Source organism: Streptococcus sp. 1055 (assembly GCF_013276815.1).
Classification (GTDB): Bacteria; Bacillota; Bacilli; order Lactobacillales; family Streptococcaceae; genus Streptococcus; species Streptococcus pseudopneumoniae.
Genome location: NZ_VMLT01000166.1, coordinates 1 through 828 on the forward strand (window position 1 = coordinate 1; position 828 = coordinate 828).

The 828-nt window shown below is 29.3% G+C and carries 1 protein-coding gene; it reads left to right on the forward strand.

What is annotated here, in order from left to right:
- Positions 1-828: restriction endonuclease subunit S (locus tag HT699_RS11380; protein ID WP_172934381.1), on the forward strand; the 828-nt coding region annotated here is incomplete at both ends.

Below are 828 nucleotides of genomic sequence, written 5' to 3' on the forward strand. Positions count from 1 at the left end.
AAGTTTGCTGATGGAAGTATAAAAGAGTTTAAACATAATATACCTAAAGGATGGGCCATAGTTTATTTACCAGACATTTGTGCATTAGAGGACGGCTCAATAAAAAGAGGTCCTTTTGGTAGTTCTATAACAAAGTCAATGTTTGTTCCGAAAGGAGAACATACATATAAGGTTTATGAACAAGGTAATGCTATAAGAAAAACTATAGATTATGGAGACTATTGGTTAAAAGAGAGTGATTATATACGTTTAAAAAATTTTTCAATAAAAGCAGGAGATATTTTAATATCTTGTGCAGGTACTATTGGAGAAATCTTTCAAATACCTTCAAATTATTATAATGGAGTTATAAATCAAGCATTATTAAAACTTACGTTAAACTCAGATATAATAGATTCACAGTATTTTAAATGGATGTTTACGAGTTTGATTAATACACTAAAAGAGCATTCTATAGGTTCAGCGATAAAAAATTTAGCTTCAATAAAATTTTTAAAATATGAAGTTCCTATGTTATTGCCTCCACTATCCGAACAACAACGAATAGTAGAAGCAATCGAATCAGCTTTAGAAAGAGTAGATGAGTACGCTAAAAGTTATAATAGACTAGAACAGCTAGATAAAGAATTTCCAGATAAACTAAAAAAATCTATTCTTCAATATGCTATGCAAGGAAAATTAGTTGAACAAGACCCAAATGATGAATCAGTCGAAGTTTTACTTGAAAAAATACGAGCAGAAAAACAAAAACTCTTTGAAGAAGGCAAGATTAAAAAGAAAGATTTGGACATTTCTATTGTTTCCCAAGGAGATGATAACTCTTATTAT